We start from the raw sequence: 25391 nt of genomic DNA, 5'->3' as shown, positions 1-25391 counted from the left end.
TTTTACAAGAAGTGTAAAAATAGAAGATATAAAGACCAGAAAATAGAGAGAAAGACATATAAGTAGAGCTTTTTTAGGAAGTTGTACTTAATTTTTAGAACACGAGGTGAAGAAATGGCAAAACAAAAGCAAAGAGGGACGAAGGCTAAGGCAAGACGTACGATAAAGCCAACTTTGTATTATGAAATCGTCGGGTTGACTCTTTTTGCACTTTCGATTATTACGATTTTACAGCTAGGTGTTGTAGGGAAATCGTTTGTGTTATTTTTTCGCTTCTTCTTTGGTGAGTGGTACATAATTGGTGTGTTAGGTGTAATAGCTTTATCTGTTGCGTTTGTAATAAAGCGTGGATGGCCAAACCTTTTAAATAAACGGCTAATAGGTGTTTATTTAATTGTACTAGCAATATTAATGTTTAGTCATATTACATTATTTAACCTTCTTACGAAAGATGGAGCTGTGCAAAATACTTCTGTAATTGTTAGTACAAAAGATTACTTCTTCCTTGAAATGAAAAAGGGCCCGGATAGTGTTCATTTAGGTGGTGGTATGTTCGGTGCACTTATGTTCGCAACGTGCTACTTCTTATTTGACGAAGTAGGGGCATATATCATTGGAATTATTTTAGTTATTCTTGGAATACTTTGTATAACAAATAAGCATATTGGAGAAGTACTTGCTCCGGTAGGGAGAATTCTTAGAAGTCAATTTCAAGTAATGCAAGGGGATTATAAAGATTGGAAATCTCAAAGGGTCGCTGAGCAAACTGAAAAGAAAAAAACAACAAGAAGCAAGAGGCGTGAACGTGTTGCTGAACAAGAAGAAGCTATTGAGCCAGTAGAAGAGATAGAAATTGGTCCGCCAATTATTTCAAATTTTACTGAGAATTATCCAGTAAGCGAAGAGACGGAAAAGCAAATAGAAGAAAATGATTTAATCACTTCTCCGTTTATTGAAGAGGCAGTTCCGCCTACGCCAGAAGAACAACCTCAAAAGAAACGAGGAGAAAAAATAGTGGAATCGCTAGAAGGCGAAACGAAAGCACCTCCTATGCAATTTTCTAATGTGGAAAATAAAGATTATAAGCTTCCTTCGCTTGATATATTAAAGTTTCCCCAAAATAAGCAAGTTACAAATGAAAATGCGGAAATTTATGAAAATGCTCGTAAATTGGAACGTACATTCCAAAGTTTTGGTGTGAAAGCGAAAGTAACAAAAGTACATAGAGGTCCTGCAGTTACGAAGTATGAAGTGTATCCTGATATGGGAGTAAAGGTAAGTAAAATTGTTAGTTTAAGTGATGATTTAGCGCTTGCTTTAGCAGCGAAAGACATTCGTATTGAAGCACCTATTCCCGGGAAATCAGCTGTTGGGATTGAGGTTCCGAATTCAGAAGTTTCTATGGTAACGCTTAGAGAAGTTCTTGATTCAAAGGCGAATAACCACCCAGAAGAGAAGTTATTAATTGGTCTTGGACGTGATATTACAGGAGAGGCTGTATTGGCACGTTTAAATAAAATGCCCCATTTATTAGTAGCTGGTGCGACTGGTAGTGGGAAGAGTGTATGTATTAATGGAATTATTGTAAGTATTTTAATGCGTGCGAAACCACATGAAGTAAAATTAATGATGATTGATCCGAAAATGGTAGAGTTAAATGTATATAACGGTGTTCCGCATTTATTAACACCAGTTGTAACTGATCCGAAAAAAGCGTCACAGGCTTTGAAGAAAGTTGTGAGTGAAATGGAGCGTCGTTATGAATTATTTGCTCATAGTGGCACACGTAACATTGAAGGATATAATGATTATATTAAAGAACACAATAGTCAATCGGAAGCGAAACAACCTGAATTACCATATATTGTAGTGATTGTGGACGAGTTAGCTGATTTAATGATGGTTGCTTCATCGGATGTAGAAGATGCAATTATGCGTTTAGCACAAATGGCACGTGCTGCTGGTATTCATTTAATTATTGCGACTCAGCGCCCATCAGTTGATGTTATCACGGGTGTTATTAAAGCGAATATTCCATCGCGTATTGCATTTGCTGTATCTTCGCAAACGGATTCGCGTACAATTCTTGACGGTGGTGGCGCAGAGAAGCTACTAGGTCGTGGAGATATGTTGTTCATACCAATTGGTGCATCGAAACCTGTTCGTGTACAAGGGGCGTTTTTATCAGATGATGAAGTTGAGAGAGTCGTAGAATCTGTTATTGCGCAACAAAAAGCGCAATATCAAGAGGATATGATTCCGCAAGATATTCCTGAAACAAAGCAGGAAGTAGAAGATGAATTATACGATGAAGCGATTCAGCTTGTAGTAGAAATGCAAACAGCATCTGTGTCTATGTTACAACGTAGATTTAGAGTAGGATATACGCGAGCGGCTCGTTTAATCGATGCCATGGAAATGAATGGTGTAGTAGGTCCTTATGAAGGTAGTAAACCGAGAGAAGTACTCATTAAAGATGTGCAAGAAAAAAGTTCTTGAAAAAAAGCCTAATTGTTTTTACAATTAGGCTTTTTTATATGCTGTTTTTGTTATATACTATAGTCAACATAAAAGAAAGGGCTTACATAACGAGGTACTCTTTAGAATACGAATGCTTATTGTTTTGATTTTCGAAACGTTCGATATTTAATGTAGAAAAATGTTGAATTCTGTTGACACATATGGGAGCAAGTGGTAAGATTACTTCGAAAAGAATCACTGCCTCATATAATCTTGGAGATAAGGTCCATAAGTTTCTACCTGGCAACCATGAATTGCTAGACTATGGGGGAAAAGTGTGTAACAAAGGATGTAAGGGATCTTTGTGCCGAACTTTTTCTCGATATGAGGAATGTTTATGGTGCAAAGTTTTTTTTATAGAATAAAGAGTGAAAATTTCATCTTGAAAAATTATTAATATTTGTTCGATAATTACACTTATTTTTAGTATTTAGTAATTATGCTGTGTTGTAAGTTGAAAAAAGAGAAAAGAAGTCTTACATCAGAGGTCGAATAATTGAAATGCGGGGGAGTCTTATGTCAGTAAAATCCGATAGTCGTCACCTATATTTGCGGGTGATTGATCACATCAAAGGAAAAATTAAAGATGGGGCTTATAAAGAAAAGCAAAAGTTACCTTCAGAGTTTGATCTAGCGAAAGAGCTTGGTGTAAGTAGGGCAACTTTAAGGGAAGCACTACGTATTTTAGAAGAAGAAAATGTTGTTATTCGTAGACATGGTGTAGGGACGTTTGTAAATGCGAAGCCGTTATTTTCTTCTGGAATAGAGCAACTTTCTAGTATTACAGATATGATTTCTAGTGTGGGGAAAACACCAGGAACAATCTTTTTATCATCATCTACAACAACTTTAACAGAAGAAGAAAAAGAGAAGTTTAATTGTGAAGATGGATTTAGTGCGGTAATGATTGAGCGTGTTCGTACAGCGGATGGGGAACCAGTTGTATATTGCATTGATAAACTAGCGAAAGAGATATTACCAGATTTATCGGGGTACAATGAGGAATCGCTGCTTACAGTTATACATAATAATACGCATAAGCGTATCACGTACGCAGTTGCTCATATTGAACCGATTGGTTATCACCCGAAAATTTCACCGATTTTAGAATGTGAACCTGAAACGGCACTGCTAGTTTTAAAACAAATGCACTATGATCAAAATGATGAGCCAATCTTATATTCTATTAATTACTTTAGAGCTGATAAGTTTAGCTTCCACGTATTAAGAAAACGTATGTAGGGAAGTTCCTTTTTAGGGAGGTGACAGCAAGAAGTAAGGGACAGCAGCGTATGAATCATTAGACAAAACATTTCAGGAGGGGTTTCTAGTATGAAGAAAAAAACAGGTCTTTTATTATCGTTAACGTTAGCGGCAAGTACAGTGTTAGGTGCATGTGGTAACTCGGATAAGGCGAGCAGTGACAAGAAAGACACGAAAGACAATAAAGACTTCAAAGTTGGTTTGGTAACAGACGTTGGGGGCGTTGATGATAAGTCATTTAACCAATCTTCTTGGGAAGGATTACAAAATTTTGGTAAAGAGAATGGATTAAAAGAAAAGACAAATTATCGTTATCTACAGTCTGAAAAAGAAGCTGATTATATTCCGAATTTGAAAAAGTTCTCAAAAGATAAATATGATTTAACTTTCGGAATTGGTTATAAATTAGAAGGTGCAATTAAAGAAGTTGCAAAAGAAACTCCAAAACAACAATTCGCAATCGTTGATACTGTTGTAGATGCACCAAACGTAACAAGCATTACATTTAAAGATCATGAAGGATCATTCCTTGTAGGTGCAGTAGCAGCTATGTCAACAAAAACGAATAAAGTAGGATTTGTTGGTGGAATGAAGAGTGATTTAATTAGTAAATTCGAAAATGGATTTAAAGCAGGTGCAAAGGCAGTAAATCCAAATATTGAAATCGTATCTGAATATGCAGAAGCATTTGATAAACCTGAAAAAGGTACAGTTCTTGCTTCAGCAATGTATGGTCAAGGCGTAGATGTAATTTATCATGCTGCTGGTGGTACAGGTAACGGTGTGTTCACTGAAGCGAAAAACCGTAAGAAAAAAGGTGAAAACGTTTGGGTAATCGGTGTTGACCGTGACCAAAACCAAGAAGGTATGCCTGAAAACGTAACATTAACTTCAATGGTAAAACGTGTAGATATCGCTGTTGAAAAAGTAGCACAAGAAGCGAAAGACGGTAAATTAAAAGGCGGTAAAGTAGAAGCGTTTGGCTTAAAAGATGACGGCGTTGGTATTGCAAAAACAACTGACAACGTGAAAAAAGTTAACCCTGAAATTCTAACAAAAGTAGAAGAGTTTGAAAAGAAAATTACAGATGGTGCAATTAAAGTACCAGCTACAGATAAAGAGTATAAAGAATATGAAGCTTCTCTAAAAAAATAAATAGAGAAATAGCAAAGGTTAGTTCATAGAACTAACCTTTGTATGTATAAAACTTCCGAATTGCTTAATAAGTTAATAGTGTAATAGGGGAATGTTCCCTGTTAAAAGGAGGAACACAATGGAATACGTAATTGAGATGAATAATATTACGAAAGTATTCCCAGGCATTGTAGCGAATGATGATATTACGCTGCAAGTAAAGCAGGGAGAAATACATGCTTTACTTGGAGAAAATGGTGCAGGGAAATCCACATTGATGAATGTACTATTTGGTTTGTACCAGCCAGAACAAGGCGAAATTAAAATTAAAGGAAAACCTGTAAAAATTACAAATCCGAATATAGCAAATGACCTTGGTATTGGAATGGTCCATCAGCACTTTATGCTTGTTCATAATTTTACAGTTACAGAGAATATTATTCTCGGAAACGAACCGAAGAAAAAAGGGAAAATTGCTGTGGAGGAAGCTGCTAAAGAAATTCAAAAACTGTCTGAACAATACGGTTTAGCTGTAGATCCATATGCAAAAATACAAGATATTTCTGTCGGTATGCAACAGCGTGTTGAAATTTTAAAAACACTTTACCGCGGGGCAGAAATTTTAATATTTGATGAACCGACAGCTGTGTTAACACCACAAGAAATTCATGAGCTAATTCAAATTATGAAAAAGCTTGTGCAAGAAGGTAAATCTATTATTCTTATTACACATAAGTTGAAAGAAATTATGGAAGTTTGCGATCGTTGTACGATTATTCGTAAAGGAAAAGGGATTGGAACGGTTGACGTTGCAAATACGGATGAAAATAAACTTGCAGAATTAATGGTCGGACGTCAAGTGAATTTTAAAACAGAAAAAATAGACGCGAAGCCAAAAGAAGAGGTACTTTCAATTGCAAACCTTGTTGTTCACGATGCGCGTCAACTACCTGCTGTAAAAGGCCTTGACTTAACTGTTCGTGCGGGGGAAATTGTTGGGATTGCAGGGATTGATGGAAACGGACAAAGTGAATTAATAGAAGCAATTACTGGTTTACGAAAAGTTGAGTCAGGTTCTATTGCAATTAGAGGGAAAGAAATAACGAATTGGCCTGTTCGAAGAATCACAGAAGAAGGAATTGGTCATATTCCAGAAGATCGTCATAAACACGGACTCGTTCTTGATTTTTCTGTTAGAGATAATATAGTTTTGCAAACGTACTATAAAAATCCGTTTTCAAAGAAAGGGATTTTAAATTTCAGTAAAATTACAGAAAAAGCAAAGGCACTTATTGAACAGTTTGATGTACGTACACCTAGTGAGCAAACGTTAGCTCGTGCACTATCTGGGGGAAACCAGCAAAAAGCAATTATTGCACGTGAAGTAGACCGTGATCCAGATTTATTAATTGCAGCACAGCCAACACGTGGCTTAGATGTAGGGGCAATTGAATTTATTCATAAGAGATTAATAGAGCAAAGAGATAAAGGAAAAGGTGTATTACTTTTATCACTAGAGTTAGAGGAAATCTTAAATGTTAGCGATCGAATTGCTGTTATTTATGAAGGGAAAATTGTAGCAATTGTTGATGCGAAAGAAACGAATGAACAACAGCTTGGATTGTTAATGGCTGGAGGAACAAAGAAAGAGCAGGTGGGTACAAATGGCTAAAAAACTTTTAACAGAACGAACGATAAATATTTTAGTCCCAGTACTATCCGTTATTTTCGGCTTACTTGTAGGAGCGATTGTAATGCTAGTTAGTGGCTATGACCCAATTGTTGGTTATAGTGCACTTTGGACAGGAATGTTTGGTAGCCCAAGTGCGATTGGTGAAACGCTTCGTACAATGATACCGCTTATTCTTGCTGGTTTATCGGTGGCGTTTGCATTTCGTACAGGTTTATTTAATATCGGGGTAGAGGGTCAATTGTTAGTTGGTTGGCTTGCAGCGGTTTGGTTCGGTTATGCAGTCTCACTACCAGCTGTTCTTCACATTCCATTATCTATTTTATTCGCAGCATTGGTAGGCGGAATTTGGGGTTTCATCCCTGGATATTTAAAGGGAAAGTTTCAAGTTAATGAAGTTATTGTAACAATTATGATGAACTATATCGCGTTATATGTAACATACGACATTATTAAGCGTTTCTTACACGAGGGTAATGATAAAACGTACGACATTAAAGAGAGTGCGTCATTATCTTCAGACTGGCTTGCTTCCATTACTGACGGTTCACGCCTTCACTGGGGAATTATTGTAGCAATTTTAATCGCTATTTTAATGTGGTTCTTATTAGATCGAACAACTTTAGGTTATGAATTAAAGTCGGTAGGATTTAATCAACATGCTTCTCAATATGCAGGTATGAAAGTTTCTCGTAATGTAGTATTTTCCATGACAATTGCTGGTGCATTTGCAGGGATTGGTGGAGCGATGGAAGGGTTAGGAACATTCCAAAGCATGACAGCGATGTCTTCGTTTACAGGGGTAGGATTTGATGGGATTGCCGTAGCGTTACTTGGTGGAAATAATCCGTTTGGCATTATCCTTTCAGCTTTATTATTTGGTGGTTTGAAAAGTGCTTCCCCTCAAATGAACTTTGAGGCAGATGTGCCATCAGAGCTTATAAACGTAATTATTGCATGTATCATCTTCTTTGTTGCATGTAGTTATGTGTTAAGATGGGCGCTTACACGCATGAGCAAGGAGGGGAAATAAATGAGCTTTTTAGATATATTAGCCATTCTTGTGACGGGTACGTTATATACATCAGCACCTATAATTTTCACAGCACTAGGTGGTGTATTTAGTGAACGATCGGGTGTTGTAAATATCGGATTAGAAGGACTAATGCTATTTGGTGCATTTATTGGAGTTGTTACAAACTTATTAATGGGTGATACTTGGGGAACGATGACTCCGTGGATTGCGTTATTATTTGCGGCAATTGGCAGTGGGTTATTTGCATTGCTTCATGCAGTAGCATCTATTACATTCCGAGCGGATCAAGTTGTAAGTGGTGTAGCAATTAACTTCTTATCTCTTGGTTTAACAGTATTTGCAATTAAGAAGATCTTTGATAAAGGGCAGACTGACTTTATTCAGTACCGTATTGAAAAGATTGATATTCCAGGTCTTTCGGATATTCCAGTTATAGGGAAAATATTCTTTTCAAATGTACCAATAACGTCGTATATTGCGATTATTTTAGCATTTGTTGTTTGGTATGTTATTTATAAAACACCGTTCGGTCTTCGATTGCGTGCTGTTGGTGAACACCCAATGGCAGCGGATACGATGGGGATTAACGTATATAAAATGCGCTATATCGGCGTTTGTATATCAGGGGTGTTTGCTGGAATTGGTGGGGCGATTTTTGCAATGTCAATTTCTAATAACTTCTCAGGGGCAACTATTACAGGACAAGGTTTCTTAGCTTTAGCTGCTATGATCTTTGGAAAGTGGAATCCACTAGGCGCACTAGGTGCAGCTCTATTCTTTGGTTTTGCTCAGTCTCTTAGTGTAACCGGTGGAACAATTCCTGTATTAGACCAAATTCCAAGTGTTTTATTAACGATATTACCGTATGTATTCACAATATTAGCACTTGTTGGTTTTGTCGGCCGATCTGAAGCTCCGAAAGCATTAGGAACGCCTTATGAAAAAGGAAAACGATGAGTATTTAGAAAGTATAAGAAAAGCTCGCACATTAGTGCGGGCTTTTTTACATAGAATATATTTAATACGGAAATTTACTATGTTCCTTACATATTAAAGTTTTTAGAAAGACTCAAATGTAAGCATAATAAGGAAGAAAAGTTGATTTTTTATTTCTAAAAACTGTATATTGAAGAGGAATATTCCTACATACGTAAAGGAGGGCTATTAATGAAACTAATGGAACAGCGACTACATGAATTAGGTGGCTTGCGAGTACATATTATTCCGACTGATAAATATAAAACAAATACCTTTGTATTTCGTTTTAAAGCACCTTTAAATGAGGAGACGGTGACAGAGCGTGCCCTATTGCCATACGTATTACAAAGTGCGACAGAAAAACTGCCTTCTGTAATTCGTCTTCGCCAATATTTAGAAGAATTATATGGATCTTCTTTAGCGGTAGATGTAAGTAAAAAAGGAGAAGACCATATCATCTCTATTTATGTAGACATCGCAAATGAAACATATTTACGCGATGCACCACCGTTATTTGAAAAGGCGCTTTCTATGTTATCTAATATTGTTTTGCATCCAGCAACAGAAGGCGAAGGTTTTCTACCTGCTATTGTAGAAAGTGAGAAACGAGCACTCTTGCAACGAATTGAAGCTACTTATGATGATAAAATGCGTTATGCAAACGAGCGTTTAATTGAAGAAATGTGCAAAGTAGAACCATATCGTTTAAGTGCAAATGGGAAAAAAGAAAGTGTTGCTTCTATTACAAATGAAAGTTTGTATCAATATTATCAAAAAGTGTTAGCTGAAGATGAAATGGATTTATATATCATTGGTGACATTTCAGAAGATGCTGTGGAGCTTGTAAATAAGTATTTTTCGATTTCACCTCGCGCTAGGAAAGAAAGAAATGTACTTCTTCATAAACGAAATAATGAAGAGAAAGAAATTGTTGAAAAACAAGAACTAAAGCAAAGTAAATTAAATATCGGCTATCGCACATTCATTACGTATAAAGATGAAGATTATTTTGCCCTACAATTGTTTAACGGATTATTTGGAGGATTTTCTCATTCAAAGTTATTCGTAAACGTCCGTGAAAAAAATAGTTTAGCGTACTATGCAGCATCAAGATTTGAAAGTCATAAAGGTTTGCTCTTCGTTATGTCTGGAATTGAAGCGAAGAACTTTGAAAAAGCGGTTGAAATTATTAAAGAACAGATGAAAGCAATGCAAAACGGTGATTTTTCAGAGGAAGAGATTCAACAAACGAAAAGTGTAATTCAAAATCAAATCTTAGAGGCTGTTGATACACCACGTGGTTTTGTTGAAATGCTTTATCATGGCGTTATTTCAGAGCGTACGCGTCCAGTTGAAGAGTGGCTAACAGGTATAGAAGGCGTGACGAAAGAAGAAATTGTGAAAGTTGCTAATAATATTGAATTAGATACAATTTACTTTTTACATGGAACGGAGGGAGAGTAAATGGAGAAAATTGTGTATGAGCAATTAAAAGAGACACTATATTATGAAAAACTTCCGAATGGATTAGACGTATACATTTTACCGAAACAAGGATTCAATAAAACATTTGCGACATTTACGACGAAGTACGGTTCTGTTGATAATACGTTTGTCCCACTTGGAAAAGAAGAAATGACCCGTGTGCCAGATGGGATTGCTCATTTTCTTGAGCATAAATTGTTCGAAAAGGAGGACCATGACGCCTTTCAATTGTTTAGTAAACAAGGTGCTTCAGCGAATGCTTTTACGTCCTTTACGAGAACTGCTTATCTCTTTTCTTGTACATCAAATGTAGAACAAAATTTAAATACATTGTTAAATTTTGTTCAAGAACCGTATTTCTCAGAAAAAACGGTTGAAAAAGAAAAAGGTATTATTGGCCAAGAAATTCAAATGTACCAAGATAATCCAGATTGGCGTTTATATTTTGGATTAATCGATAGCTTGTTTGTGAAACATCCAATTAAAATTGATATTGCAGGGACAATCGAGTCTATTAGTAAAATTACAAAAGACCTATTGTATGAGTGTTATGAGACTTTTTACCATCCAAGCAATATGTTATTGTTTGTTGTTGGAGCGATTGATCCTGAAAAAACAATGGATTTAGTTCGTGAAAATCAAGCGAAAAAAGATTACGAAAATCAACCGGAAATCGTTCGTTCTTTTGAAGAGGAACCAGAAGAAGTAAATGAAAAGAAAAAGATTATTTTAATGCCTGTTCAAACTCCAAAATGTTTAGTTGGTATTAAAGCAACGAATTTACAAGAAAAAGGGCAAGCTCTTTTAAAACAAGAAATTGCGCTTACATTACTTTTAGATTATTTATTTGGAAAAGGGTCAGTTCATTATGAATCTTTATATAATGAAGGTCTTATTGATGATTCGTTCTCGTATGACTATACAGAAGAAAATAACTTCGGTTTTGCAATGGTTGGTGGAGATACGAAGCAACCTGATGAATTGGCAGATCGATTAAAAGGTATTTTACTACAAACGAATTATGATCAGTTAGATGAGGCTGCGTTGGAACGGGTGAAGAAAAAGAAAATAGGTGGATTTTTACGATCATTGAATTCACCTGAATATATTGCAAATCAGTTTACACGATATGCGTTTAATGAATCTAGTTTATTTGATGCTCTTACAGTGTTAGAAGGATTAACTGTTCAAGACCTACAACAAGCAGCAAAAACATTATTAATTGAAGAGAAAATGAGCGTCTGCCAAGTGCTGCCAAAAAAGTAAATTGATATTTGAATAAAAAACGCAGTATCTATATCCCTCATCTAACGTTTGGTTATTGCCAAATGGTAAGATGAGGGTATTATTTATTTATACATAAAAGATAAGAGAGGGAACTTATGAAAAAGTATGCATTAGTAACTGGAGGGAGCGGAGGGATTGGCTCTGCTATTTCGAAGCAGTTAATCGAGGATGGTTATACAGTCTATATTCATTACAATAAAAGCGAAGAGAAGGTAAGGGAGTTACAGAAGGAATTTGATGTAGTGATTCCTGTGCAAGCAAATTTAGCTTCTAGAGATGGAGCAGAGGAATTGTGGGCGCAAATCGAACATCCAATTGATGTTATTGTATACGCAGCTGGAAAGAGTATTTTTGGATTAGTAACAGATGTTTCGAATGAAGAATTAGATTATATGGTCGAGCTTCAAGTGAAGAGTGTATATAGACTTCTTTCGATGGCGCTTCCATCGATGATTGGGCGGAGAAGTGGAAATGTTATTGTTATTTCATCCATTTGGGGGCAAATAGGAGCATCTTGTGAGGTGCTGTACTCAATGGTAAAAGGTGCGCAAAATTCATATGTGAAAGCTTTAGCGAAAGAAGTTTCTTTAAGTGGATTACGTGTTAATGCGGTAGCGCCAGGTGCAATCGAAACAGAAATGTTAAATGTATTTTCAGCAGATGATAAAAATGAAATTGCTGAAGATATTCCATTAGGTAGACTAGGGCTACCGGAAGAGGTAGCAAAAACAGTCTCTTTCCTTGTTTCGCCAGGAGCTTCTTATATTACGGGGCAGGTTATTGGAGTCAATGGCGGTTGGCATTGTTAAAAATACTTACATAAAAAACAAGAAATTGTGCAAATTAAGCATGATTCTATTACTCAATAGTGAGGTGCTTAAACATGTCAGTGTTAGATAATTTTGATCAGTGGAAGAGCTTTTTAGGAGAACGTTTAGAACAAGCGGGAGGAAAAGGCCTTGATGGTGGTGCAGTATCAGATATGGCATTTCGTGTTGGTGATTATTTAGCAAATGAAGTAGAAGCGCGCAACGATCAAGAAAAATTATTGTCTGAGCTTTGGAAAGTTGCTGATGAACAAGAGCAACATACAATCGCAAATTTAATGGTGAAGTTTGTACAACATAAGTAAAAATAGAGAGGAGATTCTCCTCTCTATTTTTTTTGTATAATAATTACACGGGATAGATTATACATTTAGCTTCCCTATTAAGATGAAATCATATAATATAGTACGTAGGTGTAAAGTAAGCGTGGGGGAGTGATCTTGGATGATTGAATGGTATTTTGAATATGAAATACATAAAAACCGACCTGGCTTACTTGGTGACGTTTCTTCGTTAATCGGTATGCTTGGCATCAATATTGTCACAATTAATGGTGTAGATAATGCACGACGTGGACTTCTGCTTATGTGTGATAATCAAGAGCAAATCTCTAGACTTGAATCAATTCTAAATACGATGGATAATATAACGGTAACGAAATATCGTCCGCCAAAGCTTAGAGATAAGCTAGCAGTTAGACATGGTAGGTACATACAACGAGATGCAGATGATAAGAAGACATTTCGATTTGTACGTGATGAATTAGGCTTACTTGTAGACTTTATGGCGGAGATAATGAAAAAAGAAGGTCATAAGCTAATTGGGATACGAGGAATGCCTCGTGTCGGAAAAACAGAATCCATTGTTGCCGCAAGTGTTTGTGCAAATAAGAGATGGCTATTCGTATCATCGACTCTTATTAAGCAAACTGTCCGTAGCCAATTGATTGAAGATGAGTATAGCGACGATAATATTTTCATACTAGATGGAATTGTATCAACAAAGCGTGCAAATGAAAGACATTGGCAGCTTGTTCGTGAAATCATGAGATTGCCTGCAACGAAAGTTGTAGAACATCCAGATGTATTTGTGACTCAGTCGGAATACACATTGGATGATTTTGATTATATTATCGAATTGCGTAACGATTATGATGAAGAAATTCAATATAATTTAGTAGATGAAATTGAGCAAGGTACGCAAAATAATTTCTCTATGTTTGACTTTTAAAGAAATATTGAGGTGTTAGTAGTGACGGAATTAGGACAAAAGCTGACAGAAGCAAGAGAAGCGAAAGGCTTGTCTATTGATCAGCTGCATGAAATTACAAAAATTCAAAAACGCCATTTAGTAGCGATTGAAGAAGGCAATTATGATGTATTGCCAGGAGCTTTTTATGCGCGTGCATTCATTAAACAATACGCAGATGCGGTTGGATTAAATGGAGAGGAACTGCTTGTAGAATATCAGAGTACGATACCACAATCTGAAAAACACGATGTTCCACAAGTATCAACTGGACAGAAAACACAAGAAACAATGCAAAAATCTTCATCATGGCCAATTGCAGATCATATGCCGAAAATTTTGATTGCGTTATTAGTGATTGCAATTGGAGTGGTAGTCTGGTTTGTTATTCAATCGTTAACTGGAAAAGATGATAGGCAAGTTCCAAATGCTCAAAGTGAGAAAATTGAAGTTCAAAAAGCGAAAAATTCTCCGCTAGATACGAAGAAAGATGAAGAGAAAGCGGAAGAACCAAAAAAAGAAGAGCCAAAGAAAGAAGAACCAAAGAAAGAGGAACAACCAGCACAACCAACTGGACAGCAAGAGATAAAGGTAGTTGGAACAACTGGTAAGGTATCTACTTTGGAAATTCATAATAATAAAACATTAGAACTGGAAATATCGGGCAAAGGTGCGAGTTATGTAGATGTTAAAGATGATGCTGGGAACGAAATTCTAAACACTACAGTACAAGGTGGCCAAATAGAAAAACGTGATTTATCAACAGTAAAAGAAGTGCGACTTAATATTGGAAATGCAATGAATGTTGAAGTTAAACTGAATGGTCAAGTGGTTGCTTTCCCATTGGATCCAGAAAAAGAACTTCACCAAAGATTGGTGATAAAAAACCAAGGGATAGGGCAACCTGCACAATAACAGTCATCGCTTCGATGACTTTTTTCAATGAACAAATGTTTTTGATATGATGGAGGAATAGCTGTGAATTTACCAAATAAAATTACAATATCTAGAATCTTCTTAATTCCAATTTTTATGGTAATTATGTTAGCACCCTTTGAGTGGGGCTCATTTATAATTGGTGATGTAGAGTTACCAATTCAACATTTAGTAGGGGCACTTATCTTTATTATTGCTTCGGCTACAGATTGGATTGATGGACATTATGCAAGAAAGTATAATCTTGTAACGAATTTAGGGAAATTTCTTGACCCGTTAGCAGATAAATTACTTGTTTCGGCAGCACTTATCACATTGGTAGAAATGCAATATGTACCTGCTTGGATCGTTATTGTAATTATAAGCCGTGAGTTTGCAGTAACAGGTTTACGCCTTGTACTTGCTGGGACAGGGGAAGTAGTGGCAGCAAATCAGTTAGGGAAAATTAAGACATGGACACAAATTATTGCGATTGCAGCGTATTTATTACACGATGTACCTTTAAATTTAATCCATATTCCAGTTGCTGATATTTTCATATGGATTGCATTAATCTTTACTGTTATTTCAGGATGGGATTATTTCTGGAAAAATAGGGCTGCTTTTGTAAACTCAAAATAGAAGTTTTATGGGGGAATTGGGATGAATGCTGAGATTATTGCGGTTGGAACTGAATTGTTACTTGGACAAATTGCAAATACAAATGCCCAGTTTTTATCTGAAAAGTTAGCTTCAATTGGAATAAATGTGTACTATCATACTGTTGTGGGTGATAATAACAAGCGATTACAAAAGGCAATTGAAGTGGCTGAAGAGCGCGCTGATATGCTTATTTTTACAGGCGGATTAGGGCCGACAAAAGACGATTTGACGAAAGAAACAATAGCGTCTAGCTTAGGTGAAGAGCTTGTGTATGATGAAACAGCATTAACATCCATAAGCGATTATTTTAAGCGTACAGGCCGTGAATTTACGGAAAATAATAAAAAGCAGGCGCTCGTTCTAAGTGGATCGACTGTATTTGCGAATGATCACGGTATGGCGCCTGGCATGGGGTTAAATAAAAACGGCAAAGTTTATATTTTATTACCAGGGCCACCAAAAGAAATGAAGCCGATGTACGTGAGTTACGTAGAGCCTTTTTTACGTAACTTTACAACAGGGGAAAATATTTATTCTCGCGTTCTTCGCTTTTTCGGTATTGGGGAATCTCAATTAGAGGTAAAAGTTCAAGATTTAATTGATGGACAAACGAACCCGACCATTGCACCACTCGCAAATGATGGAGAAGTGACATTCCGTTTAACTGCAAAACATCATGATGCGAATGAGGCGGAGAAACTAATTCAACATGTGGAAAATTTGATTTTAGAAAGAGTAGGAGAATTTTTCTACGGATATGACCAAGATTTTCTTCATTACAAGGCAATAGAGTTATTGAAGCAAAAAGGGTTAACTTTAGCATGTGCAGAAAGTTTAACAGGCGGTCTCTTTGGAAATCAAGTAACAGAAAATGCGGGTGTTTCGTCTGTGTTTAAAGGCGGTGTCATTTGTTATCATAATGATGTGAAGCAGCATGTTTTACATGTGCCTGAAGAAGTGTTACATACGGGTGGTGCGGTTAGTAAAGAATGTGCTCGTTATCTTGCTGAAAATGTTAAGGGATTATTAAAAGCAGATATCGGAATTAGTTTTACTGGGGTGGCAGGACCTGACGCTTCAGAGTATAAAGAACCAGGAACAGTATTTGTTGGATTGGCGATTAAGGATGAACCGACTGAAGTCTTCTCTCTTAATTTAAGTGGAAGTCGTCAACAAATTAGAGAACGCTCTACAAAATATGGATTTTATCATTTATACAAAAAACTAGAAGAGATATAAATTTCTTCTAGTTTTTTTGTGGGGAAATCTAGTTTTATTCGATATAAAATAAAAAATCGAATAAATGTTCGATTTTTGTTGGCAAATTGAATTGAAAATAGGTATAATAAGATTAGCAATTCAGTTAAGGAGGAATTTTGAATGAGTGATCGTCAAGCGGCATTAGATATGGCGTTAAAACAAATAGAGAAGCAATTCGGTAAAGGTTCAATTATGAAATTAGGAGAACAAGCGGAGCGTAGAATTTCTACAATTTCAAGCGGTTCTTTAGCACTGGATGTGGCACTAGGGGTAGGCGGATACCCACGTGGCCGTATTATTGAAATTTACGGACCTGAAAGTTCAGGTAAAACAACAGTTTCATTACACGCAATCGCGGAAGTGCAACGACAAGGTGGACAAGCAGCATTTATCGATGCGGAGCATGCGATGGATCCTGTTTATGCACAAAAATTAGGTGTTAACATCGATGAATTACTATTATCGCAGCCTGATACAGGGGAGCAAGGACTAGAAATCGCAGAAGCACTTGTACGAAGTGGCGCGGTTGATATTATCGTAATTGACTCTGTAGCAGCTCTTGTACCGAAGGCTGAGATCGAAGGGGACATGGGTGACTCTCACGTTGGTTTACAAGCACGTTTAATGTCACAAGCACTTCGTAAACTTTCAGGTGCAATTAATAAATCAAAAACAATCGCAATCTTTATCAACCAAATTCGTGAAAAAGTTGGGGTTATGTTCGGAAATCAACTACAAGTTGCTTAATCGAAAAGATTAAGGAGTTTACTCTGGGTTTCCCTTGCTAGTGATAGCATGTTAAAAAACCTTGTGAACCTTATTGCCTAAGGGTGTAACTATTCATATAGTTGCTAACGGTGAAGCCCACCATTTTGTTAGGGTAATACCGTGCCAAGCTCCATAGTTATATGGGGAAGGTGTAGAGACTACCGAAAAGGACTTTTAGTTAACTGAGTAGGGTACGGCAGATGATAGGCTACTGCTGGAAGTGCAAGGCTCTCTGTGAAGAGATGAAGAGATAGTCCGGACTATAGAGATGGAAAATCTATAGATAGTGCCAGAAACAACTCCAGGTGGTCGTGCGTTGAAATTCTATTCAACTGTCCGTCTTGAAGTACGTCGTGCTGAGCAATTAAAGCAAGGTAATGACATCGTTGGTAATAAAACAAAAGTAAAAGTAGTTAAAAATAAAGTAGCACCACCATTCCGTGTTGCTGAAGTTGATATTATGTACGGAGAAGGTATTTCAAGAGAAGGTGAAATCTTAGATATGGCTTCTGAACTTGATATCGTTCAAAAGAGCGGTGCTTGGTACTCTTATAATGAAGAACGCTTAGGACAAGGTCGTGAAAATTCGAAGCAATTCTTAAAAGAGAATACGGATTTAAGAGAAGAAATTGCCTTCTTTGTTCGTGAACATCACGGAATTGGTGAAGACTCTGGTGTTGAAGACACGGAAGGTTCAACTATTCAAGATTAAAAAATAAAAGACACGCTCCCGTGTCTTTTATTTTTTAATGTCTTATGAAAGCGTTGTATATAGCTGGAGATAAAATATTTATTCTATCCAAAGGGCTATGTGTAAAGAGGAATATTTATATGTTTTACGTGAAGACAATGGAATTTACTAAGGTTTTCCAGGATAATATGCTACCTACTTTTCGAATTCAGATAAGATTCAGGGCTGAAGGTAAAGAAAGTAAAAGTAGACAACGCTTGACAATGAAAATTGCGATAGATACAATGAGAATGTATATTTTTTCTTATATACGATACACTCTTCTCAAGAAGAGAAGTAATATTCGGAGTAAGACTTAAATCTTGCCGAAATAATAATATGACATTTTAATTGTGAAATGAAGAAAGTCCCTTAAAAAAGCGGGACGACGGTCTTTGCTGTACGTTGCTATTCAATGTACATGCCGACAGTCTTTTTTCATTCATAGCAAGGGGAGGTGAAATCATGAGTAGTACAGTTTGGATACTCATCTCCATTTTGCTTGCAACAACAGTCGGTGCAGTTGTTGGCTTTTTTGTTCGAAAGTCTATTGCTGAAGCGAAGATTAATGGTGCAACTAATGAAGCGAAACGTATTCTAGACGAAGCGAATCGTGAGGCAGAAGCACTTAAGAAAGAAGCGCTTTTAGAAGCAAAGGATGAAATTCATACACTTCGTACAGAAGCTGAATTAGAAATTCGTGACCGTAGAAGCGAATTACAAAAACAAGAAAATCGTTTAATGCAAAGAGAAGAGAACCTTGATCGTAAAGACGAAACGCTCGATAAGCGCGAGCAACAGTTGGAAAAGAAAGAGGATTCTCTTGTAGCGAAACAACAACAGATTGAAGAGTTGGAAAGCAAAGTGGGAGAGTTAGTTCAAAAGCAACAAACAGAATTAGAGCGCATTTCCAATCTGACACGCGAACAAGCGAAAGCAATTATTCTTGGTAAAGTAGAAAGTGAAGTTTCTCATGAAATTGCCGTTATGGTAAAAGAAAGTGAAGTTCGTGCGAAAGAAGAAGCGGATAAGAAAGCAAAAGAGATTTTATCTCTTGCAATGCAAAGATGTGCAGCTGATCATGTTGCTGAAACAACCGTTTCGGTTGTAAATCTTCCAAACGACGAAATGAAGGGACGTATTATCGGACGTGAAGGTCGTAATATTCGTACACTAGAAACGTTAACAGGTATTGACCTTATTATCGATGATACACCAGAAGCGGTAATTCTATCTGGATTCGATCCGATTCGTCGTGAAACAGCTCGTATCGCTCTTGATAAACTAGTACAGGACGGACGTATTCACCCAGCGCGTATTGAAGAGATGGTCGAAAAATCAAGACGTGAAGTGGACGAGTATATTCGTGAAGTCGGAGAGCAAACAACGTTTGAAGTGGGTGTTCATGGCTTACATCCAGATTTAATTAAGATTTTAGGTCGTTTAAAATACCGTACAAGTTATGGACAAAACGTCTTAAAACACTCTATGGAAGTTGCATATTTAACTGGACTTATGGCAGCGGAGCTTGGTGAGGATGAAAAACTAGCAAGACGTGCTGGTCTATTACATGATATCGGAAAAGCAATTGATCATGAAGTAGAAGGTAGCCACGTTGAAATTGGTGTTGAACTCGCAACGAAATATAAAGAGCACCCTGTTGTAATAAACAGTATCGCATCTCACCATGGTGACACAGAACCAACTTCTATCATTGCAGTTCTAGTTGCAGCAGCAGATGCATTATCAGCTGCAAGACCGGGAGCTCGTAGTGAAACACTTGAGAACTACATTCGTCGTCTTGAAAAGTTAGAAGAAATTTCAGAGTCTTATGAAGGCGTAGAAAAATCTTTCGCAATTCAAGCAGGACGTGAAGTTCGTATTCTGGTAAAACCGGATACAATTGATGATTTAGAAGCTCATCGTTTAGCTCGTGATATTCGAAAACGTATTGAAAATGAACTGGATTATCCAGGACATATTAAAGTTACTGTTATTCGTGAAACACGTGCAGTGGAATACGCAAAATAAAGTGGTGAAACACCACTTTATTTTTTTGTGTTGGAATTGGGTAAAATAAAGAAAATTATTTATGAGAAGTATGCAAGTGAAAGAAACTTATAATAGGTAAAATTTTAATATTATAAGGAAATTGCTTGTTAGAGTAAGGTAATAAAAAATGTAGTACATAGAAAGGGTAAGACATATGAGAATATTATTTGTTGGGGATGTAGTAGGATCTCCTGGTAGAGACATGATTCAACAGTACGTACCGGCATTAAAGAAAAAATATACACCTACAGTAACAATCATTAATGGAGAAAATGCTGCGGGTGGACGTGGAATTACGGAAAAAATATATCGAAACTTTTTGGAGTGCGGGGCACAGGCAGTTACGCTTGGAAACCATGCTTGGGATAATCGTGAAGTATTTGAATTTATTGATGATGCTAAATATCTTGCAAGACCAGCTAACTTCCCAGAAGGAACGCCAGGAAAAGGTCTTATCTTTGTGAACTGTAACGGAACAGAAGTTGCGGTAATTAACTTACAAGGACGTACTTTCCTTCCTCCAATTGATTGTCCATTCCGTAAAGTGGATGAATTAATCAATATTGCAAAAAAACGTACGAATATTATCTTTGTTGATTTTCATGCTGAAACAACAAGTGAGAAGCAGGCGTTAGGTTGGTACGTAGATGGTCGTGCTACAGCTGTAGTAGGTACACATACACACGTTCCTACAGCTGATAATCGTATTTTACCAAGCGGAACAGCTTATATTACAGATGTTGGTATGACAGGACCGTATGATGGTATTTTAGGTATGGATCGCGAAGCGGTATTGAAGAAGTTTTTAACGAACTTACCAGTACGTTTTGAAGTAACGAATGGCAGAACGCAATTAAGTGCAGTTTTAATCGATGTGGATCCAAATACAGGGAAAGCGAAGAAAATTGAACGCATTTTAATTAATGATGATCAGCCGTTTTTTGAGTAATTTTTAACGAAAAGTTAGAGAAGTCATTATATTTTAATTTTTTAGAAAAATTACAGAAATTTAGCAGGAATACGTGCCATTCCTCGTGAATATAAGTTAAAGTGAAATAATTGCTATTACTTTTTATAAAAACGAGGAGGAAACGCGGAATGGAAATATTAAAAGTTAAAGCAACGTCGGTCCCTAATTCTGTAGCTGGTGCACTTGCAGGTGTTATTCGCGAACGCGGAACAGCAGAAATTCAAGCTATTGGTGCAGGTGCATTGAACCAAGCGGTAAAGGCAGTAGCAATTGCAAGAGGATTTGTAGCGCCTAGTGGTTTGGATCTGATTTGTATCCCAGCGTTTACAGATATTATGATTGATGGCGAAGAGCGTACAGCGATAAAATTAATTGTAGAACCTCGTTAAGTTAAAACAACCTGTTTGCATGTATGCAAACAGGTTGTTTTTATAGTGGAGGAATGAATATGAAAATTTTTGATGCTCATTGCGATGTACTCTTTCAGTTATGGAGTGCAAAGGGAAAAAAAGACTTTCAAAACGATTCACAATTACATATTACATTTGAACAATTAAAGAAAAGAAAAGGAAGTATACAATGCTTCGCGATATATGTACCAGAAACAGTAGCGTATGAAAAGCGCTTTGAAGTTGCACTGCAAATGATAGATATTTTTCATAGTGAAATTCTATCGCTACCAGGAATGAAGTTTATTCAGACAAAAAACGATATTAACATGCTAAAACAGGACGAGATTGGAGCGTTATTAACATTAGAAGGATGCGAAGCGATTGGAAAAGAAGCGATGAGATTACGTTTGTTTTATCGCTTAGGTGTACGTTCCTTTGGATTAACATGGAACTATGCTAATTTATTAGCTGATGGGGCGCTAGAGACACGTGGTGCAGGTTTAACTACATTTGGTAGACAAGTTGTACAAGAACTTAATATGTTAGATTTATGGACCGATGTGTCTCATTTAAATGAAAGAAGCTTTTGGGATGGTATAGAAATAGCTAAAAACCCAATTGCATCGCACTCAAACTGTTATCAACTTTGTGGGCATCCACGCAATTTAACCGATGAACAAATAAGAGCTCTCATAAAGAAAAATAGCATTATTGGTATTACATTCGTACCGCAGTTTTTAACGAATGAAAGACAAGCGAATATAGCAGATATATTAAGACATGTGGAACATATTTGTTCATTAGGTGGAGAAAAAAATATAGGATTCGGTTCTGATTTTGATGGGATTTTAGAAACCGTTGTAGGTGTAGAAGCATATAGGGATTATGAAAATATAATTAATCACCTGTGTAAAAAGTATAGTGAATCAACTGTAGATCGATTTTTGTATAAAAATTTTGTTGACTGTGTAACGTTCTAAAGGTTGTGTTTTAAAAATTCAGAAAAATTAAAATAAACCCACTTGAATTTATTGATTTTTTTAAGACCTAATACTAGAATGGTAAACGAAATAGCTTTATACTAAAGATTCAGGGAAATCAGAAGAGGCATAATTTGCGTCCATTGTAGTTTATTTGTATAAAAAATGCTAAACTAATACTGTAAAAAAATACACTACAATGAATGCAGCCAAAAGGGGTGTAGGAGATGATTAGTCAACTTTCATGGAAAGTTGGAGGCCAACAAGGTGAAGGAATTGAAAGTACAGGGGAAATCTTCTGTATTGCATTAAACCGATTAGGATATTACCTATACGGTTACCGCCACTTCTCATCACGTATTAAAGGCGGCCATACAAATAATAAAATTCGTGTAAGTACAACAGAAGTACGCGCGATCTCAGATGATTTAGATATTTTAATTGCTTTTGATCAAGAAACAATTGATTTTAACTTCCACGAACTACGTCCGGGCGGAATTGTAGTTGCGGATGCGAAATTTAATCCAACAATACCTGATAATACAGATGTAAATCTATATGTGATACCGTTTACAGATATTGCTTCAGAGTTAGGCACATCACTAATGAAAAACATGGTTGCTGTTGGGGCATCTAGTGCGGTATTAGGATTAGACGAAACAGCGTATTTAGAGGTTGTTGAAGAAATCTTTGGTCGTAAAGGAGAGCAAGTCGTTCAAAAGAATATGGAAGCCATTAAACGCGGCTCTCAATATATGAAAGAATTGCTTGGTGAAAAAGTAAACATGATGCAGCTTGAAAAAGCTGACGGTAAGAAACGCATGTTTATGATTGGAAACGACGCAATCGCATTCGGTGCAGTAGCTGGTGGTGCTCGCTTTATGTCTGCATATCCAATCACACCTGCATCTGAAATTATGGAATACTTAATTAAAAAGTTACCGAAAGTCGGCGGGACAGTAATCCAAACTGAGGATGAAATCGCAGCTTGTACAATGGCAATCGGTGCAAACTACGCTGGTGTTCGTACATTAACTGCATCTGCTGGTCCTGGTCTTTCTTTAATGATGGAAGCAATAGGTTTAGCAGGTATTACTGAAACACCGCTAGTTATCATTGATACACAACGTGGTGGTCCAAGTACGGGCTTACCAACAAAACAAGAGCAGTCTGACTTAATGGCTATGATTTACGGAACGCATGGTGAAATTCCAAAAATCGTAATGGCGCCAAGTACAGTTGAAGAAGCTTTCTATGATATTGTAGAAGCGTTTAACTTAGCAGAAGAATATCAAGTGCCTGTTATTTTCTTAACAGATTTACAGCTTTCTTTAGGGAAACAAACTGTAGAACCACTTACGTTAGATAAAGTGGAAATTCGTCGTGGTAAGCTTGACTTAGAAGTAGAATTACCAGAACGTGAAAATAAAGCATACTTCAAACGTTATGAAGTAACAGAAGACGGCGTTTCACCACGTGTTTTACCTGGTATGAAAAATGGTATTCACCATGTTACAGGTGTAGAACATGATGAAACGGGTAAACCATCTGAATCAGCAATAAACCGTAAAAATCAAATGGACAAACGTTTCCGTAAAATGGAGAACTTAAAGTTTAATACCCCTGTTTATAAAAATGTTAAGCATGATGACGCAGACGTATTGCTAGTTGGTTTTAACTCAACACGTGGTGCGATCGAAGAGGCAATGCAGCGTTTGGAACAAGAAGGAATGAAAGTAAACCATGCTCATGTACGTTTAATTCATCCTTTCCCAACAGCTGAAATCGATCCACTTGTGAAAAAAGCGAAGCGTGTAGTGGTAGTAGAAAACAATGCAACTGGTCAGCTTGCTAACATTATGAAAATGAATCTTGGTAATGGTGAGAAAATTTCTAGTCTTTTAAAATATGACGGAAACCCATTCTTACCGAAAGAGATTTACAACGAATGCAAAAAAGGGGTTGTATTAAATGGCAACATTTAAGGACTTTCGTAACAGTGTAAAACCGAACTGGTGCCCAGGTTGCGGAGACTTCTCAGTACAAGCTGCGATTCAACGTGCGGCAGCTAACGTTGGTTTAAATCCAGATGAACTAGCTGTTATTTCTGGTATCGGCTGTTCAGGTCGTATTTCAGGTTATATTAATTCATATGGTTTGCATAGTATTCATGGACGTGCTCTTCCAATCGCACAAGGTGTGAAGATGGCAAATCGTGATTTAACAGTTATCGCATCAGGTGGTGACGGTGATGGTTTTGCGATTGGTATGGGACATACAATCCATTCTATTCGTCGTAACATTGACATTACGTATATCGTAATGGATAACCAAATTTACGGATTGACAAAAGGTCAAACTTCACCACGTAGTGAAGCTGGATTTAAAACGAAAAGTACACCACAAGGTTCAATTGAACCATCACTAAATGTTATGGAAATGGCTTTAACAGCTGGTGCGACATTTGTGGCGCAAAGTTTTTCAAGTGATTTAAAAGAATTAACACAAATTATTGAAGCTGGTATTAATCATAAAGGATTTTCATTAATTAACGTATTTAGTCCATGTGTTACTTACAATAAAGTAAATACTTATGATTGGTTTAAAGAGAATTTAACGAAACTAAGTACAGTAGAAGGATATGATCCATCTAACCGCATGATGGCTATGCAAACATTAATGGAAAAGAACGGGTTAGTAACTGGTTTAATTTATCAAAATACAAAGCAGCCTTCTTACCAAGAGCTTGTAAAAGACTATAGCGAAAAGCCTTTAGTGCAAGCTGATTTGAATATGGATCAGAAAATGTTTGATGAGCTTGTTGCTGAATTTATGTAATGCTAAAAGAAAAGGTTGCCACTTGGCAACCTTTTTTGAATGAATAAAAATAATGAATAGATTTGTTTACTTAGAAAATTCAGAATGATAAAATAATATATAAATCGTTGTATAGAAATAGCATGTTCATTAACTGTAAAATGTAAAATAGGATAAGAATGCTTCTTCGTTAAAATTGGCTAAAGGCTCTATACTATGATAATGTGTATAGGGATAAAGCAATATGCTTTTGGGTAGGACAAGGTGAAATACTAAAAAGGGAATGTCTATTGGTGTGGGGAAGACTTCATTCTTACGGATGATTAGATCGATTACTCAAGTTTCAAAGGGCAAGTTATCTCTCAAGCTATCTAAC

Annotated in this window: 20 protein-coding genes, 2 pseudogenes and 1 riboswitch; all 22 genes and pseudogenes read left to right on the top strand. The window is 36.6% G+C overall.

Going from position 1 to position 25391, the window contains the following annotated elements; translation table 11 throughout:
- Positions 1-114 precede the first annotated feature (114 nt).
- The 22 genes and pseudogenes from BAU27_RS16740 to BAU27_RS16630 all read left to right on the top strand — a co-directional run bounded on the left by BAU27_RS16740 (position 115) and on the right by BAU27_RS16630 (position 25036).
- Positions 115-2499, top strand: a complete 2385-nt coding sequence (locus BAU27_RS16740) for a DNA translocase FtsK (RefSeq protein WP_071771495.1) — start codon at positions 115-117, stop codon at positions 2497-2499.
- A 204-nt stretch (positions 2500-2703) separates the two neighbouring features.
- A riboswitch (purine riboswitch) is annotated at positions 2704-2805 on the top strand.
- A 231-nt stretch (positions 2806-3036) separates the two neighbouring features.
- The gene (locus BAU27_RS16735; protein ID WP_002121705.1) at positions 3037-3762 is read left to right on the top strand and encodes a GntR family transcriptional regulator; all 726 of its coding nucleotides are present in this window, start codon (positions 3037-3039) and stop codon (positions 3760-3762) included.
- Positions 3763-3852: 90 nt separating this feature from the next.
- Complete coding sequence (locus BAU27_RS16730; protein ID WP_071746764.1) at positions 3853-4938, top strand: BMP family lipoprotein; 1086 nt, start codon at positions 3853-3855, stop codon at positions 4936-4938.
- Positions 4939-5056: 118 nt separating this feature from the next.
- A complete protein-coding gene (locus BAU27_RS16725) occupies positions 5057-6589 on the top strand; it encodes an ABC transporter ATP-binding protein (RefSeq protein ID WP_071746763.1) in 1533 nt (510 codons plus the stop codon).
- A complete protein-coding gene (locus tag BAU27_RS16720; RefSeq protein WP_001085263.1) occupies positions 6582-7640 on the top strand; it encodes an ABC transporter permease in 1059 nt (352 codons plus the stop codon). Before BAU27_RS16725 ends, BAU27_RS16720 begins: the two co-directional genes overlap by 8 nt.
- The gene (locus BAU27_RS16715) at positions 7641-8600 is read left to right on the top strand and encodes an ABC transporter permease (protein WP_000008852.1); all 960 of its coding nucleotides are present in this window, start codon (positions 7641-7643) and stop codon (positions 8598-8600) included.
- Positions 8601-8810: 210 nt separating this feature from the next.
- Entirely contained in the window at positions 8811-10085 is a 1275-nt protein-coding gene (yfmF, locus tag BAU27_RS16710) for an EF-P 5-aminopentanol modification-associated protein YfmF (protein WP_071746762.1), read from the top strand.
- Positions 10086-11372, top strand: a complete 1287-nt coding sequence (yfmH, locus tag BAU27_RS16705) for an EF-P 5-aminopentanol modification-associated protein YfmH (RefSeq protein ID WP_071746761.1) — start codon at positions 10086-10088, stop codon at positions 11370-11372. It abuts the gene before it with no gap.
- 116 nt (positions 11373-11488) lie between these two features.
- Positions 11489-12202 carry an elongation factor P 5-aminopentanone reductase gene (ymfI, locus tag BAU27_RS16700; protein WP_071771494.1) on the top strand — a complete coding sequence of 238 codons (714 nt, stop codon included), beginning with the start codon at positions 11489-11491 and terminating at the stop codon, positions 12200-12202.
- 74 nt (positions 12203-12276) lie between these two features.
- Positions 12277-12525: a DUF3243 domain-containing protein gene (locus BAU27_RS16695; protein WP_000114449.1), complete on the top strand. Its 249-nt coding sequence runs from the start codon at positions 12277-12279 to the stop codon at positions 12523-12525.
- Between the two features lie 139 nt (positions 12526-12664).
- Positions 12665-13450 carry a DUF3388 domain-containing protein gene (locus BAU27_RS16690; RefSeq protein WP_071746759.1) on the top strand — a complete coding sequence of 262 codons (786 nt, stop codon included), beginning with the start codon at positions 12665-12667 and terminating at the stop codon, positions 13448-13450.
- 21 nt (positions 13451-13471) lie between these two features.
- Entirely contained in the window at positions 13472-14383 is a 912-nt protein-coding gene (locus tag BAU27_RS16685; RefSeq protein ID WP_071746758.1) for a helix-turn-helix domain-containing protein, read from the top strand.
- A gap of 63 nt (positions 14384-14446) precedes the next feature.
- Positions 14447-15025 (top strand): CDP-diacylglycerol--glycerol-3-phosphate 3-phosphatidyltransferase, encoded by a 579-nt coding sequence (gene pgsA / locus BAU27_RS16680; protein ID WP_071746757.1) that lies wholly within the window; start codon positions 14447-14449, stop codon positions 15023-15025.
- Positions 15026-15046: 21 nt separating this feature from the next.
- A complete protein-coding gene (locus tag BAU27_RS16675) occupies positions 15047-16285 on the top strand; it encodes a competence/damage-inducible protein A (protein ID WP_071771493.1) in 1239 nt (412 codons plus the stop codon).
- Positions 16286-16426: 141 nt separating this feature from the next.
- Positions 16427-17035, top strand: a pseudogene (recA, locus tag BAU27_RS16670) (recombinase RecA); the annotation flags it as partial.
- 328 nt (positions 17036-17363) lie between these two features.
- A pseudogene (locus BAU27_RS16665) lies at positions 17364-17786 on the top strand (recombinase RecA family protein); the annotation flags it as partial.
- A gap of 483 nt (positions 17787-18269) precedes the next feature.
- On the top strand, positions 18270-19835 hold the full coding sequence (gene rny, locus BAU27_RS16655) for a ribonuclease Y (RefSeq protein ID WP_071746754.1): 1566 nt from the start codon (positions 18270-18272) through the stop codon (positions 19833-19835).
- Positions 19836-20010: 175 nt separating this feature from the next.
- Positions 20011-20805: a TIGR00282 family metallophosphoesterase gene (locus BAU27_RS16650; protein WP_001221088.1), complete on the top strand. Its 795-nt coding sequence runs from the start codon at positions 20011-20013 to the stop codon at positions 20803-20805.
- Positions 20806-20954: 149 nt separating this feature from the next.
- Complete coding sequence (spoVS, locus tag BAU27_RS16645; protein WP_000404341.1) at positions 20955-21215, top strand: stage V sporulation protein SpoVS; 261 nt, start codon at positions 20955-20957, stop codon at positions 21213-21215.
- 59 nt (positions 21216-21274) lie between these two features.
- Positions 21275-22198, top strand: a complete 924-nt coding sequence (locus tag BAU27_RS16640) for a dipeptidase (protein WP_071746753.1) — start codon at positions 21275-21277, stop codon at positions 22196-22198.
- A 227-nt stretch (positions 22199-22425) separates the two neighbouring features.
- On the top strand, positions 22426-24183 hold the full coding sequence (locus BAU27_RS16635) for a 2-oxoacid:acceptor oxidoreductase subunit alpha (RefSeq protein ID WP_071746752.1): 1758 nt from the start codon (positions 22426-22428) through the stop codon (positions 24181-24183).
- On the top strand, positions 24170-25036 hold the full coding sequence (locus BAU27_RS16630; protein ID WP_002088040.1) for a 2-oxoacid:ferredoxin oxidoreductase subunit beta: 867 nt from the start codon (positions 24170-24172) through the stop codon (positions 25034-25036). Before BAU27_RS16635 ends, BAU27_RS16630 begins: the two co-directional genes overlap by 14 nt.
- Positions 25037-25391 lie beyond the last annotated feature (355 nt).

This window comes from Bacillus sp. NH11B (assembly GCF_001884205.1).
Lineage (GTDB): Bacteria > Bacillota > Bacilli > Bacillales > Bacillaceae_G > Bacillus_A > Bacillus_A proteolyticus.
Note: the sequence above shows the minus strand (reverse complement) of the source record. Positions and strands in the feature narration are given on the sequence as shown.

What these genes read in the sequence shown, in the direction of transcription:
- BAU27_RS16650 (WP_001221088.1), top strand. Translation starts at nt 20,011, where the DNA reads ATGAGAATATTATTTGTTGGGGATGTAGTAGGATCTCCTGGTAGAGAC.
- BAU27_RS16725 (WP_071746763.1), top strand. Translation starts at nt 5,057, where the DNA reads ATGGAATACGTAATTGAGATGAATAATATTACGAAAGTATTCCCAGGC.
- BAU27_RS16640 (WP_071746753.1), top strand. Translation starts at nt 21,275, where the DNA reads ATGAAAATTTTTGATGCTCATTGCGATGTACTCTTTCAGTTATGGAGT.
- rny (WP_071746754.1), top strand. Translation starts at nt 18,270, where the DNA reads ATGAGTAGTACAGTTTGGATACTCATCTCCATTTTGCTTGCAACAACA.
- BAU27_RS16695 (WP_000114449.1), top strand. Translation starts at nt 12,277, where the DNA reads ATGTCAGTGTTAGATAATTTTGATCAGTGGAAGAGCTTTTTAGGAGAA.
- BAU27_RS16690 (WP_071746759.1), top strand. Translation starts at nt 12,665, where the DNA reads ATGATTGAATGGTATTTTGAATATGAAATACATAAAAACCGACCTGGC.
- spoVS (WP_000404341.1), top strand. Translation starts at nt 20,955, where the DNA reads ATGGAAATATTAAAAGTTAAAGCAACGTCGGTCCCTAATTCTGTAGCT.
- BAU27_RS16675 (WP_071771493.1), top strand. Translation starts at nt 15,047, where the DNA reads ATGAATGCTGAGATTATTGCGGTTGGAACTGAATTGTTACTTGGACAA.
- yfmH (WP_071746761.1), top strand. Translation starts at nt 10,086, where the DNA reads ATGGAGAAAATTGTGTATGAGCAATTAAAAGAGACACTATATTATGAA.
- BAU27_RS16720 (WP_001085263.1), top strand. Translation starts at nt 6,582, where the DNA reads ATGGCTAAAAAACTTTTAACAGAACGAACGATAAATATTTTAGTCCCA.
- BAU27_RS16635 (WP_071746752.1), top strand. Translation starts at nt 22,426, where the DNA reads ATGATTAGTCAACTTTCATGGAAAGTTGGAGGCCAACAAGGTGAAGGA.
- BAU27_RS16740 (WP_071771495.1), top strand. Translation starts at nt 115, where the DNA reads ATGGCAAAACAAAAGCAAAGAGGGACGAAGGCTAAGGCAAGACGTACG.
- BAU27_RS16630 (WP_002088040.1), top strand. Translation starts at nt 24,170, where the DNA reads ATGGCAACATTTAAGGACTTTCGTAACAGTGTAAAACCGAACTGGTGC.
- ymfI (WP_071771494.1), top strand. Translation starts at nt 11,489, where the DNA reads ATGAAAAAGTATGCATTAGTAACTGGAGGGAGCGGAGGGATTGGCTCT.
- yfmF (WP_071746762.1), top strand. Translation starts at nt 8,811, where the DNA reads ATGAAACTAATGGAACAGCGACTACATGAATTAGGTGGCTTGCGAGTA.
- BAU27_RS16730 (WP_071746764.1), top strand. Translation starts at nt 3,853, where the DNA reads ATGAAGAAAAAAACAGGTCTTTTATTATCGTTAACGTTAGCGGCAAGT.
- BAU27_RS16715 (WP_000008852.1), top strand. Translation starts at nt 7,641, where the DNA reads ATGAGCTTTTTAGATATATTAGCCATTCTTGTGACGGGTACGTTATAT.
- BAU27_RS16735 (WP_002121705.1), top strand. Translation starts at nt 3,037, where the DNA reads ATGTCAGTAAAATCCGATAGTCGTCACCTATATTTGCGGGTGATTGAT.